The following is a 12,326-nucleotide window of genomic DNA, read 5'->3' as shown; positions in this document are numbered from 1 at the left end:
ATCTCAACAGGGCGTGTTCCCTCTCCTCCCAGGTGGCAGAGAGTTAGGGTGAGGCGCAACGTTTTCCACCTGTGCTGCCCTTGCAGCCAGTCGACAAGAACAGGCAAAAGCCATGAGCGAAACCGACAACGCGGCTGATATTGTCCCGATCAAGCGCGCGGTGCGCTGGCACATTTTCGTCTTCATGCTGCCGGCCCTGATCGTCTATTCGGCGGTCATGGTGCTGCCGCTCATCGAAACTCTTCGGCTGTCGCTCTACAATACGGTCGACGGGCAGCCGGCCTTCGTCGGACTGGCGAATTTCAAGGTGCTGTTCGGCGATGCGCGCTGGGCGCGCGATTTCTGGAATGCCCTTGTCAATAACCTGATCTTCTTTGCCATCCACATGTGCGTGCAGAACCCGATCGGGGTGGCGCTTGCCGCCCTGCTTTCGGTGCCGAAGCTGCGCGGCGTCGCCTTCTATCGCACGGCGATGTTCCTGCCGACGCTCTTGTCCTTCGTCATCGTCGGCTTCATCTGGAAGCTCATCCTTTCGCCGATCTGGGGCGTGGCGCCCTGGATGCTCGATCTCATCGGTTTGAAATTCCTGTTCGCACCCTGGCTCGGCAAGTCCGGTTCGGCGCTGATTGCGGTGTCGCTGATCTCGAACTGGCAATATATCGGCATTCCGATGATGCTGATCTATGCCGCACTGCTCAGCATCCCCGAAGAGGTGATCGAGGCGGCCGAATGCGATGGCATCACCGGCTGGGCCCAATTCTGGAAAATCAAGCTGCCGCTGATCCTGCCGGCGATCGGCATCATCTCGATCCTGACCTTCGTCGGCAATTTCAATGCCTTCGACCTGATCTATACCGTGCAGGGGGCGCTTGCCGGACCTGACATGTCGACCGACATTCTCGGCACGCTGCTCTACCGCACCTTCTTCGGTTTCCAGCTTCAGCTCGGCGACCGCTCGATGGGCGCGACGATTGCCACGGTGATGTTCCTCATCATCCTCGCCGGCGTCTCGCTTTATCTGTTCGTCATCCAGCGGCGCATGCGTCGCTACCAATTCTGAGGAGCGCGCATGTCCAAGGCACGCACATCTCCCATCCGCACCGGCCTCGTGCATCTGGCGCTGAGCGCCTATACGCTGGTCGCGCTGTTTCCGGTGTTTCTGACCATCGTCAACTCGTTCAAGGATCGTGCCTCGATCTTCCGCGAGCCGCTGATGATCCCGACGCCATCGACCTTCAGTCTGGTCGGCTATCAGACGGTGCTCGGGCAGGGCGATTTCGCCACCTATTTCCAGAACAGCTTCATCGTCACGATCGTCTCGATCCTGCTGGTGCTGCTCTTCGGCGCCATGGCGGCCTTCGCGCTCTCGGAGTACCGCTTCCGCGGCAATATGCTGCTTGGTCTCTACATGGCGATCGGGATCATGATCCCGATCCGTCTCGGCACGGTGGCGATCCTGCAGGGCATGGTGGCGGCCGGCCTCGTCAATACGCTGACGGCGCTGGTTCTTGTCTATACCGCGCAGGGCATACCGCTGGCGATCTTCATCCTGTCGGAATTCATGCGCACGGTTTCGGACGATCTGAAGAATGCCGGGCGCATCGACGGGCTTTCCGAATATGCAATCTTCTTCCGCCTGGTGCTGCCGCTGGTGCGCCCGGCGATGGCGACGGTCGCGGTCTTCACGATGATCCCGATCTGGAACGATCTCTGGTTCCCGCTGATCCTCGCACCCTCCGAGGCCACCAAGACGGTGACGCTCGGCTCGCAGATCTTCATCGGCCAGTTCGTCACCAACTGGAACGCGGTGCTGGCGGCGCTGTCGCTGGCGATCCTGCCGATCCTCGTCCTCTACGTCATCTTCTCGCGGCAGCTGATCCGCGGCATCACGTCAGGAGCCGTCAAGTGAGCCAATCCGAAAAGCCGATCCGCGTCCTCGTTGCCGGCCTCGGCAATATGGGCCGCAGCCACGCGCTCGCCTATCACAACAATCCGGGCTTCGAGATCGTCGGTCTTGTCAACCGTTCCAAGCCGTCGCAGCTTGCGCCGGAACTTGAGCAATATACGATCCATCCCGACTTCACGACGGCGCTCGCCGAGCTGAAACCGGACCTCTGCTCGATCAACACCTATTCCGACAGCCATGCCGATTATGCGGTCGCCGCCTTCGAGGCGGGCTGTGATGTCTTCGTTGAAAAGCCGCTGGCGACCACGGTCGCCGACGCCGAGCGCGTCGTCGCCGCAGCGGGGAAGGCCGGGCGCAAGCTGGTGATCGGTTATATCCTTCGCCATCATCCTTCCTGGATGAAGCTGATCGAAGAGGCGCGCAAGCTCGGCCCGCCTTACGTCTTCCGCATGAATCTCAATCAGCAGTCCAGCGGCCCGACCTGGGCGACGCACAAGTCGCTGATGCGCACGACCTCGCCGATCGTCGATTGCGGTGTGCATTATGTCGACGTCATGTGCCAGATCACCGACGCGAGGGCTGTCGAGGTGCGCGGCATGGGGCTGCGCATGTCCGACGAGATCGCTGCCGACATGTACAATTACGGTCACCTGCAGGTGCTGTTCGAGGATGGTTCCGTCGGCTGGTACGAGGCCGGCTGGGGCCCGATGATCTCGGAAACAGCCTTCTTCGTGAAAGATGTGATGTCGCCAAAAGGCGCGGTGTCGATCGTCATGGATCCGAACGCCAAATCCGACGATATCGACACGCACACCAAGACCTCGGTGATCCGTCTGCACACGGCCGAGACCGGCCCGGACGGCAAGTTCATCCGGCCCGACCAGGACATGACGATGGAAGGCGAGACCGGCCATCAGGAGCTCTGCGACCTGGAGCARGCCTTCATGCTGAGGGCGATCCGCGAGGATCTGGACCTCGACCGCCATATGGCGGATGCGGTGGCGTCGCTGCGCATCTGCCTTGCCGCCGACGAGAGCGTGCGTACCGGCCAGCCGGTCAGATTGTAAGGGAAAGACAGTGGGATCGCTTCAACTCAAATCCATCCGCAAGACCTATGGCACACATGAGGTGCTGAAAGGCATCGACCTCGAGGTCAAGGACGGCGAATTCGTCATCTTCGTCGGACCGTCAGGCTGCGGGAAATCGACGCTGCTGCGTAGCATTGCAGGCCTCGAAGACGTCACGTCAGGCGCCGTCGTCATCAATGGCCGCGATGAGACGCTGACGCCGCCGGCCAAGCGCGGCATCGCCATGGTTTTCCAGTCTTACGCGCTCTATCCGCATCTGACGGTCAAGGACAATATGGGGCTTGGTCTCAAGCAGGCCGGCACCGCCAAGGACGAGATCGACAAGCGTGTCAGCAAGGCATCCGGCATGCTTTCGCTGGAACCCTATCTGGCGCGGCGGCCGGCCGAGCTCTCCGGCGGCCAGCGCCAGCGTGTCGCCATCGGCCGTGCCATTGTGCGCGAACCGGAACTCTTCCTGTTCGACGAACCGCTGTCGAACCTCGATGCGGCGCTGCGCGTCCAGACCCGCCTCGAAATCGCCCGGCTGCACCGCAGCCTGAAGGCGACGATGATCTATGTCACCCACGACCAGGTCGAGGCGATGACGCTTGCCGACAAGATCGTGGTGCTGAATGCCGGCGCGATCGAGCAGATCGGTTCGCCGATGGAACTCTACAAACGACCGGCCAATGTTTTCGTTGCCGGCTTCATCGGCTCGCCGCAGATGAATTTCATCGCGGCCGAGAAGGTCGGCGATCATAGCGCCAAGACCATCGGCGTGCGTCCCGAACATATGACGCTGTCGCGCGAGCAGGGGACTTGGGCTGCGAAGGTCGTGCATGTCGAGCATCTCGGCGCCGACACGATCATCTATCTGGAATCCGACCAGTGCGGCCTGCTGACCGCGCGTCTTTTCGGCGAGCACCAGTATGAGCCGGACGAGATCGTCTATGCGACTCCAGATCAGGCGCATGTCCACCGCTTCGATGTAGACGACCAAGCGATCCGCTAAGCGCATGACAGAACGAAAAAGCCCCGCCAGCCAGCCTGGCGGGGCTTTTTCGTTTCCCGCCGCTCGCGGTTCGATCAGCCGAGCACGGGCCGCATGAAGCTGCGTTCATAGCTGACGATGCTGCGGTTGCGTTTGTCGAGTTCGAAAGCGGCCTGACATTCCGGATCGTTTGCCATGCGTGTGCGATAGTCCTCGTAGGCGGCAAGGCTCGGGAAGGAAAACAAGGCAACGGCAATATTGTTGGCGCCTTCGGACGGCAGGAAATAACCGTGATGGGTGCCACCCATCCTGTTGACGATCGGAATCCAGAGCCGGGCATATTCCTCAAATTCGGCAAGCTTGTACGGATCGATCACATAACGCAGGTGGCAGGTAATCATTGAAATATCCCATCAGGTAAGATGTTGGGCGGAAGGCTGCCCGGCTGATTTGGTTTGCTCAACTTCTGGCATCGAGCTGGGGGAGTTCAAGTGCTTTTTGGTGATGACTGCATCACGATTGCTGACGGCTCGGACGAGCTGAAATGAAAAAGGCACCGTTTCGCGGCGCCTTATGTCTCAACAGTATTGGCGAAATCAGTCGCGGATGATGAGCAGGTCGGCTGCCATGAAGCGCAGGGTTACCGTTTCGCCGGCCTGCGGCGGGGTGGTGCCCGGGCTGTTGAACATGTCGAAGGAGATGACGTTGCCTCCGACATTCATGCGGGTGCGGATGACCGACCCCAGGAAGTGGGCCGAAACGACCTGACCGGTCAGTGCCGTGTCGCTCTTGACACTGTCGGAGAGCGAGCCGGCTTCCGGACGCAGCGCCAGCGAAATGGTTTCGCCGGCCTTGTGGGCGGCGACCGACTGCTTCAGCGTTATGCCCTGATCGCCGATCTGGATGCGGTTGGTATCGGGATCGACGACCTTGGCCTCGATGAGGTTCAGCGTGCCGACGAAGGAGGCGACGAAGCGCGTCGCCGGTGTATTGTAGATCTCGAAGGGCGAACCGATCTGGTCGGCCTTGCCGGCATTCATGACGACGATGCGGTCGGAGATCGACAGGGCCTCTTCCTGATCATGGGTGACGAAGACCGTGGTGATGCCGAGTTGCTGCTGGATCTGGCGGATTTCCTCGCGCAACGACACGCGGATCTTGGCGTCGAGTGCGGAGAGCGGCTCGTCGAGCAGCAGCACTTGCGGCTTGACGGCGAGCGCGCGGGCAAGGGCGACACGCTGCTGCTGGCCGCCCGACAGTTGATAGGGGAAGCGGTCGGCCAGGTGATCGAGCTTGATCAGGCCGAGCATTTCCTTGACGCGAGCGTCGATCTCAGGCTTGGGCGCGCCTGCCACCTTGAGGCCGAAGGCGACGTTGTCGTGCACCGTCATGTTGGGAAACAGCGCGTAGGCCTGGAACACCATGCCGATATTGCGCTGGTTCGGCTTCAGCGAGCTTTGATCCTTGCCGTTGATGGTCAGCGTGCCGCCGGTCGGCGTTTCAAAACCGGCGATCATGCGCAGAACGGTCGTCTTGCCGCAGCCTGACGGCCCAAGGAAGGAGATGAACTCACCCTTCTCGATCGTCATATTGAAGTTCTTGACGACCTGAACCGGGCCGAAGGATTTCTGAATGTTGTTCAGCGTGAGAAAAGACATGAGCCAGATACCTTAAGCCTTTGCCGGGGCGGCTTTGCCGAAGCGGGAAACGAGATTGAGCAGGCCCATGCTGAGCCAGGTGATCGAGAAGGCGATGACGGCAAGCGCCGAAGGCTCATAGGCCTTGTTGGCGCCGACGAGCTGCAGGTAGGGACCGAAGGCCGGACGGTTCAAAAGTGCGGCAAAGGTGAATTCGCCCATGACGATCGCGAGCGTGATGAAAGCGCCTGAGAGCACGCCGCTCATGACATTCGGGAAAATGCACTTGAACATGATGGTCGTCCATCGGGCTCCGAGGCTTTCGGCCGCTTCCGTCAGCGTGCGGACGTCGATGGCGCGCATGGCGGTATCGACGGCGCGGTACATATAGGGCAGGGACAGGGTGATATAGGAGAAGACCAGCAGGATGTTGGTGCCGGTCGTCGAACCCGTCAGCGGTAGGTAAGAGGATGAATTATACATCCTGAGGTAACCGAAGACGATGACGATCGCTGGAATGACGAGCGGCAGCAGCGTGATGAATTCGACGACCGGACGCATCTGCGGCAGGCGCAGGCGCACCCAATAGGCCGTCGGCACGACGAGCAGCATGCCGAAGACGATGGTGAGCAACGCCATCGCCATGGAATAGCCGAAGGTCTCGCGGAACTGAATGTCGGAGAAGACCGACTTATAAGCATCGAGGCTGTATTCGCCGCGACGCATGCGCAACGAAAATTCGATTGTGCCGATCAGCGGAATGACGAAATAGGATGCACCCAGAATGACGGCGATCCAGGCTCCGAGACGTTGAGCTTTCATTTCTGCCACCGTTCTGCGCGCATGCGCAGCATGAGGTAAAGAACGTTGGAGACGCCAGTGATGACGATCATGCCGAGCGCAATGGCGTAACCGAGATTGGCATTGTGCAGAACGTCGCCGCGGATCTGCGCATAGAGCAGGATCGGCACGATGTTCAGCGAGCTGCCGGTCAGCGCGAAAGCGGTGGCGATGGCGCCGAAAGCGTTGGCGAAGAGCAACAGCGTCGTGCCGAGCAGGCTCGGCCAAAGGATCGGCAGCGCGACCATCGTCCAGTATTGGCGGTTGGTGGCGCCGAGGATCTGCGAGGCTTCGCGCCATTCCTTCTTCATGCCGTCGAGGGCCGGCGTCAGGATCAGCACCATCAGCGGGATCTGGAAATACATGTAGGTGATGGTGAGGCCGAAGAAGGACAACAGATTAAAGCCGGTGCCATAGAGATTGAAGCCGAACCATTCGCGCAGGAAAATCGTCACAAGCCCGGTGCGGCCGAGCGTTGCGAGAAAGGCGAAGGCAAGCGGCACGCCGGCGAAATTCGAGGCGACGCCCGAGAAGGTCAGCAGCGTCGAACGGATGGAGGCGGGCAGGCCGCCGAGCACGACGGCCCAGGCGAGGAAGAAGCCGATCAGCGCACCGCCCAGAGCTGACGCCACCGACACACGGATACTGATCGAGTAGGCGCTCATGATGGATGGGGTAAAGAGATCACCGATATTCTTCAGCGTCAAATCGCCCTCGGGCGTCAGGAATGCGCCCGCCACAAGATAAAGCGTGGGGATGATCAGGAACAGCAGGGAGAAAATGATGAAGGGTGCAATGCCCAGCCAGTCGATCACGCGATCTCTGTTGATCAAGGGGGCACTGCGCACCATAGGCGTTGAAACGGTGCTCATGGAAAAGCTCATCCTGGGGCGTCGGAGTGAGAAAACCTCCCCGCCTTGCGGCGGGGAGGCAGGATCAGAGGTTACTTGACGGCGGCGCCGACAACGGAATCCCAGTTCTTGGTGATGGCTTCCTTGCCAGCGGACTGCTCTTCGAGTGTCGGGAAAACAGCCTTTTCATAGGCTGCAGYCGGCGGCAGCTTGTCGAGCAGTTCCTTCGGGATCTTGTTGTTCTTGGCAAGATCGWTGAAGCGGATCGGGTGACAATAGCCCTTCAGCCAGCCGAGCTGACCTTCGTCGGAATAGAGGTATTCCATCCAGAGCTTCGCAGCGTTCGGGTGCGGAGCGAAGGCGGAGATAGCCTGGACGTAGACGCCGGCAACGACGCCGGTTTTCGGAACAACGACCTCGAACGGAGGATTGCCTTTCAGGCTTTCGCCCCAGGAGAGGGCGTTGTAATCCCAAGCGACGATGATCGGCGTCGAGCCCTGGGCGAACGGAGCCGCCTTGCCGACGACCGGCACGAAATTGCCGTTCTTGTTCAATTCGGCGAAGAATTTCAGACCTTCTTCGCCGGCCTTGGCAGCGTCACCGCCGGATGCGGAAAGACCGGCTGCATAGACGCCCTGGACAGCCTGGTTGGCGGTACGCGGATCGCCTGCGAGGGCGACGGTGTTTGCGTAGTCGCTCTTCTTCAGGTCGGCCCAGTCGGCCGGCGATTCCTTGACGAGATCCTTGTTCACGAGGAACGAGAGAACGCCGTAATAGTCGCCGTACCAGTAGCCGTCGGCATCCTTGGCGGTATCCGGGATGGAGTCCCAGGTGGAGACCTTGTAAGGCTGGATCAGGCCGTCTTTCTTTGCAGACGGGCCGAAAGAGAGGCCGACATCGATGACGTCAGGAGCCTGCGGGCCGGTGTTGCCCTTGTTGGCCTTGATGGCTTCGACTTCGTCGCCCGAACCCGCATCCGGGTTGAGCTCGTTGACCTCGAGGCCATACTTGGCCTTGAAGCCGGCGATGACTTCGCCGTAGCCGCACCAGTCGTGCGGAAGAGCGATTGTCGTCAGGGTGCCTTCCTTCTTGGCGGCGGCGATAAGTTCAGCGCTCGGCTCGGCGGCGGCAATCGCGGTCGAAGCCACGATCATCGCAGTAGAGAGCGACAGAAGTCGAGAAATGTTAGAGATCACTGTTGTTCTCCTTCGGGTTTTCAGTGTCTGGCGATGCTGTTAATGAGATTACATGAAGCTTGTGTGACAGTAGGATGACGTTAATTCTGCTGTTGGTAGCGGAGGTTGTAGCAAATGTTTTATTTGCGACAACGCCGTCTGCCTTCACCAAAATCCGTCATTGTTTTTCTTCTGTTTTAGTCTTGTCCTCCTAACCCGGTTTGCGGAAAAGCCTGGTCTGCTCGAACAGGCCTTCCAGTGTCTTCATGCGTTCCTTCGTCTCGTCCCAGGTCGAATTCTGAACGGCCTCGATCAGCGYTTCGACGATGAAAAGGGTAACGACGGAGGAATCCCAGGCCGACGGCGCCTCGATCCGGACGCGAAAGGTATGCCTGGCGAGCTTGGCCGCGGGCGATCCCCATTGGTCGGTGAAGACGACGATTTCGGCGCCGCGTTTGCGGGCGGCGGTGGCAAGGCTCACCATCTCCTGCTCGTAGCGGCGGATGTCGAAGATGATCAGGATGTCACCGGCATTCATATTGAGGACATATTGCGGCCAACTGCTGGAATTCGACGACAGCAGCGTCGTTGCCGGCCGGATCACTTGCATGTGGGTGAAGAAATACTCGGCAAGCGCGCCGGTGATGCGGCCGCCGACAAAATAGAGGCCGCGCTTGCGGTCGGAAAGCAGCGCGGCAACGCTGTCGAAAGTCGCGGTGTCGAGATCGGTCAGCGTCTGGCGCAGATTGCCCATGATGGCATCGGCGAAACGGTTGAGAATATGCGTGCCCGGGGCATTCTGCGCCCAGCGGTCGTGTTTGGCGATCGGGTTAGAAATCGTCGCCTCGACCTCCAGGTGCAGATGCGCCTGAAAGTCCGGATAGCCCTTAAAGCCAAGCTTCTGCACCATGCGCACGACGGTCGGCGTCGAGACTCCGGCATTCTCGGCAATGGTGGTGATGCTGCCGAGGCCGGAAACCGGATAATTGTCGAGCAGGCTTTCGGCTAACTGCTTCTCGGCGCGCGTCAACACCCCCAAATGCGAGTGTATGACGTCCGAAACCGTCTTCGACGCAACTGTCACGTAACTATACTCCCCGGGATGGTCTGGCGCCACTTTCCCACTCAAAGTTAACAACGCTGTCATAATCCATGTCAACTACTGTCATGAAAAGAAATTTTCAGTGGATGCTTGACACCGGCTGAAACCTGAAGAATTCTTTTCTTCATAAGGAATTTGTTAAGGGATAAGGAGTGGCGCGTTTGGTGCTGGCCCGGCCGAAAATCCTCAGTGAAGCGGACGGTGACTGCGTCGGGATCGAACGTATCCACGGCCGGAGCCCGGTGCTTCTKGTCTGCGAGCACGCTTCGAATGCGCTTCCGGCCGTTTTCGGCGATCTCGGCCTGCCCAGCGAAGCGCTCTCCAGTCACATTGCCTGGGACCCGGGCGCGCTTGCGGTCGCCCGCAACATATCGGAAGCGCTCGACGCGACGCTCGTTTACCAGCGGTTCTCCCGGCTTATCTACGACTGCAACCGGCCGCCCAGTTCACCCGGGGCCATGCCGGAGACCAGCGAAATCTACGACATTCCCGGCAATAAGGATTTGAGCGCCGAAGAACGGCTTGCGCGCACTGACGCGCTCTATGTGCCTTTCCACGACGCCATTCGCGGGCTGATCCGCGATCGTCGGGCAAGGGGGCAAGACAGCATCATCGTGACGATGCACAGCTTCACGCCGGTCTATCATGGCCGCGAACGCGCCGTCGAACTCGGCATATTGCATGATGAGGACAGCCGGCTTGCCGACCTTATGCTGGAGGCTGCGGCCGAGGCGCCGCTTTACAGGACGGAACGCAACAAGCCTTACGGGCCCGAGGACGGCGTGACCCACACGCTGATCCTGCATGGGCTTTCGAACGGCTTGCGCAATGTGATGATCGAGGTCCGCAACGACCTCATCGCAGACGATACCGGCCAAGGGGTCATGGCCGACTATCTGAAAGGGCTGCTCCAGCAAAGCCTGGACGCCTGACATAAAAAGAAGACCCGAGGGAGCAGTTTAACTGCGGACGTCCGCACGGCGCAAATGTCGCGGGCAATTGGCACTGAATCGGCCCGCAATCCCGCGGCCGATCGTGAACAGGGGGAAGTCATGTCGGATTATACCGAACTGGACAAGAAGCAGGATGTGCACATCCTGCATTCCATGGGTTATGCCCAGGAACTCGAACGACGCATGAGTTCGTTCTCGAACTTCGCCGTCTCATTTTCCATTATCTGCATCCTCTCCGGCGGCATCAATTCGCTGGCGCAGGCGACCTCGGGTGCCGGCGGCGCCGCCATCGGCATCGGCTGGCCGGTCGGCTGCTTCATCTCGCTCGTCTTCGCCATCGGCATGGCGCAGATCAGCTCGGCCTATCCGACGGCCGGCGGCCTCTATCACTGGAGCTCGATCCTCGGAAACCGTTTCACCGGCTGGGTGACCGCCTGGTTCAACCTGCTCGGTCTCGTCACAGTGCTGGGCGCCATCAATGTCGGCACCTATTATTTCTTCATGGGGTCGTTCGGCACCAGCTATTTCGGACTGACTGACACGATAGCGGTGCGCATCATCTTCCTCGTGGTCATCACCGGCGCGCAGGCGCTCGTGAACCACATGGGCATCGGACTGACCGCGAAGCTGACCGATTTCTCGGGTTATCTCATCTTCGCGACCGCTATCGCGCTGTCGGCCGTCTGCCTCATCGCAGCGCCCTCCTACGAGATCGGCCGTCTTTTCACTTTTGCCAACTATTCCGGCGAAGTCGGCGGCAACGTCTGGCCTTCCACCTCGGGCGCCTGGGTCTTCCTTCTCGGCCTGCTGCTGCCGATCTACACCATCACCGGCTATGACGCCTCGGCGCACACATCGGAAGAGACCGTCAAGGCTGCCGAATCGGTTCCGCGCGGCATGGTCTCCTCCGTCCTGTGGTCGGCTCTTTTCGGCTACATCATGCTGTGCGCCTTCGTTCTGATGCTGCCGAACATGGACGATGCGGCAAAGCAGGGCTGGAACGTGTTCTTCTGGGCAATGGACAGCCAGGTGAACCCGTTCGTCAAGGACATTCTCTATCTTGCGATCCTGGTCAGCCAGTGGCTGTGCGGTCTTGCGACCGTCACCTCGGTCTCGCGCATGATCTTTGCCTTCTCGCGTGACGGCGGTCTGCCGGCATCAAAGGCGCTGTCGAAGGTCAGCCCGAAATACCGCACGCCGGTGGCGGCGATCTGGACTGGCTCCATCCTGTCGGTACTTTTCGTTTGGTTTACCTCACTCGACTTCATGAAAATCGGTGAGACGCCGGTTTATACGATCGTTGTCTCGTGCACTGTCATCTTCCTGTTCTTCTCCTTCGCGATTCCGATCACGCTCGGCCTCTTCGCCTGGGGCACATCGAAGTGGGACAAGATGGGTCCATGGAACCTCGGCGAAGGCGTCTTCAAGCTCTTTGCCGTGCTCACGATCATCGCTATGATCCTGATCTTCATTCTCGGCATCCAGCCGCCGAACGGTATTGCGCTTTACGTTACCGTCGGCTTCCTGGTGCTCACCGCGATCGTCTGGTTCGGTTTCGAAAGCCGGCGCTTCAAGGGGCCGCCGATCGGCGCCGAAGTGGCGAAGCGCCAGGCCGACATCGCGGCCGCCGAAGCAGCCGTCGGCGAAAGCGGCGAAAACTAAGCATCGAGGCTTCCCTCTCAAATGGTGGGGCCGCATCCTGCGGCCCCATCACGGTTCAACGAAAAGGCATCGGGCCGCAAAGTCCGGCCGAGCGCATGCGATTTCGTTGCCCCGATTTTGTCAATCCAATTCAGGCGGATCA

General features: G+C 60.0%; 12 protein-coding genes. 6 read left to right on the top strand and 6 right to left on the bottom strand.

The window, feature by feature from the left end:
• The first annotated feature begins 112 nt into the window (after positions 1 to 112).
• The 4 genes from AC1ECN_RS08760 to AC1ECN_RS08745 are packed head-to-tail and all read left to right on the top strand — an operon-like array spanning position 113 to position 3,985.
• Positions 113 to 1,060 carry a carbohydrate ABC transporter permease gene (locus AC1ECN_RS08760; protein WP_018074094.1) on the top strand — a complete coding sequence of 316 codons (948 nt, stop codon included), beginning with the start codon at positions 113 to 115 and terminating at the stop codon, positions 1,058 to 1,060.
• 9 nt (positions 1,061 to 1,069) lie between these two features.
• A complete protein-coding gene (locus AC1ECN_RS08755; protein ID WP_018074095.1) occupies positions 1,070 to 1,909 on the top strand; it encodes a carbohydrate ABC transporter permease in 840 nt (279 codons plus the stop codon).
• On the top strand, positions 1,906 to 2,973 hold the full coding sequence (locus AC1ECN_RS08750) for a Gfo/Idh/MocA family protein (protein WP_477952745.1): 1,068 nt from the start codon (positions 1,906 to 1,908) through the stop codon (positions 2,971 to 2,973). Before AC1ECN_RS08755 ends, AC1ECN_RS08750 begins: the two co-directional genes overlap by 4 nt.
• Before the next feature lie 10 nt (positions 2,974 to 2,983).
• Positions 2,984 to 3,985, top strand: coding sequence for an ABC transporter ATP-binding protein (locus AC1ECN_RS08745; RefSeq protein ID WP_018074097.1), 1,002 nt, complete (start codon positions 2,984 to 2,986; stop codon positions 3,983 to 3,985).
• 74 nt (positions 3,986 to 4,059) lie between these two features.
• Here the strand turns inward: AC1ECN_RS08745 and AC1ECN_RS08740 are convergent, their stop codons facing one another.
• The 6 genes from AC1ECN_RS08740 to AC1ECN_RS08715 all read right to left on the bottom strand — a co-directional run bounded on the left by AC1ECN_RS08740 (position 4,060) and on the right by AC1ECN_RS08715 (position 9,551).
• Positions 4,060 to 4,365, bottom strand: a complete 306-nt coding sequence (locus AC1ECN_RS08740; protein WP_018074098.1) for an NIPSNAP family protein — start codon at positions 4,363 to 4,365, stop codon at positions 4,060 to 4,062.
• A 195-nt stretch (positions 4,366 to 4,560) separates the two neighbouring features.
• A complete protein-coding gene (locus tag AC1ECN_RS08735; RefSeq protein ID WP_028732867.1) occupies positions 4,561 to 5,622 on the bottom strand; it encodes an ABC transporter ATP-binding protein in 1,062 nt (353 codons plus the stop codon).
• Between the two features lie 12 nt (positions 5,623 to 5,634).
• Positions 5,635 to 6,423: an ABC transporter permease gene (locus tag AC1ECN_RS08730; protein WP_130661969.1), complete on the bottom strand. Its 789-nt coding sequence runs from the start codon at positions 6,421 to 6,423 to the stop codon at positions 5,635 to 5,637.
• On the bottom strand, positions 6,420 to 7,313 hold the full coding sequence (locus AC1ECN_RS08725; protein WP_020397649.1) for an ABC transporter permease: 894 nt from the start codon (positions 7,311 to 7,313) through the stop codon (positions 6,420 to 6,422). The genes AC1ECN_RS08730 and AC1ECN_RS08725 overlap by 4 nt, the downstream gene beginning before the upstream one ends.
• Positions 7,314 to 7,384: 71 nt before the next feature.
• Positions 7,385 to 8,488: an ABC transporter substrate-binding protein gene (locus AC1ECN_RS08720; RefSeq protein WP_477952741.1), complete on the bottom strand. Its 1,104-nt coding sequence runs from the start codon at positions 8,486 to 8,488 to the stop codon at positions 7,385 to 7,387.
• Positions 8,489 to 8,678: 190 nt separating this feature from the next.
• A complete protein-coding gene (locus AC1ECN_RS08715) occupies positions 8,679 to 9,551 on the bottom strand; it encodes a MurR/RpiR family transcriptional regulator (RefSeq protein ID WP_477952739.1) in 873 nt (290 codons plus the stop codon).
• Positions 9,552 to 9,730: 179 nt separating this feature from the next.
• Here AC1ECN_RS08715 and AC1ECN_RS08710 point away from each other — a divergent pair, with 179 nt between their 5' ends.
• Positions 9,731 to 10,501 (top strand): N-formylglutamate amidohydrolase, encoded by a 771-nt coding sequence (locus AC1ECN_RS08710; RefSeq protein WP_020397650.1) that lies wholly within the window; start codon positions 9,731 to 9,733, stop codon positions 10,499 to 10,501.
• Between the two features lie 120 nt (positions 10,502 to 10,621).
• Complete coding sequence (locus tag AC1ECN_RS08705; RefSeq protein ID WP_130661967.1) at positions 10,622 to 12,184, top strand: amino acid permease; 1,563 nt, start codon at positions 10,622 to 10,624, stop codon at positions 12,182 to 12,184.
• The last annotated feature ends 142 nt before the right edge of the window (positions 12,185 to 12,326 follow it).

The organism is Rhizobium sp. 01N447_2 (assembly GCF_056399245.1).
Note: the sequence above shows the minus strand (reverse complement) of the source record. Positions and strands in the feature narration are given on the sequence as shown.